General features: G+C 62.7%; 1 pseudogene. It reads left to right on the top strand.

Annotation, left to right across the window (positions count from 1 at the left end):
- Positions 1 to 238: 238 nt before the first annotated feature.
- Positions 239 to 889, top strand: a pseudogene (locus ACV229_RS40550) (cell surface protein); the annotation flags it as partial.

Genomic DNA, 889 nt, shown 5'->3' with positions numbered 1-889 from the left:
TTCGTCGACCAACAGCTCGGTCGCGTCACTGTCGACCTCCACGTCGACGGGCATCAGCTCACTGTCAACCGGGTTGAGCACGGTCGTCACCGCGACCAACAATCTGGGCAACAGCACCGCTGCGGCGCTTGGCGGCGGTGCGACCTACAATCCGGCGACCGGCACGATCTCCGCTCCGTCATATACGACCTACAACGCGAACGGGACCGCCAGCACCGTTAGCAATGTCGGCGCGGCCATCAACAATATCAATAACCAAGGCATCAAATACTTTCACGCGAACTCGACTGCACCCGATAGCCAGGCGCTTGGCGTCAACGCGGTTGCGATCGGACCGAACGCCGTCGCGACCAACACCGGCGACGTTGCGCTCGGCTCCGGTTCAATCACGGCCACTGCAAACCCGACGTCCGGCGCCACGATCGGCGGCACGAGCTACTCGTTTGCCGGCACGAACCCCGGCAGTGTCGTCAGTGTCGGTGCGTCGGGCAGGGAGCGACAGATCACCAATGTTGCCGCCGGCCGCATTTCGTCATCGAGTACGGACGCGATCAACGGTTCGCAACTCTATGCGACCAATCTCGCTATCGACTCGCTGTCGACCTCGACGTCGACGGGGCTTTCGACCGCGAACAGCTCGATCGCGTCGCTGTCCACGTCAACCTCGACCGGCATTGGTTCGCTGTCCACCGGTCTGTCGTCGACCAACAGTTCGGTTGCATTGCTGTCGACCTCGACCTCCACGGGGCTTTCGACCGCGAACAGCTCGATCGCATCGCTGTCCACGTCGACCTCGACCGGCATCGGTTCGCTGTCGACCGGTCTGTCGTCGACCAACAGTTCGGTTGCATCGCTGTCGACCTCGACCTCCACGGGAATCTCGACGGCG

The sequence above is a fragment of the Burkholderia sp. MR1-5-21 genome (assembly GCF_053427715.1).
Note: the sequence above shows the minus strand (reverse complement) of the source record. Positions and strands in the feature narration are given on the sequence as shown.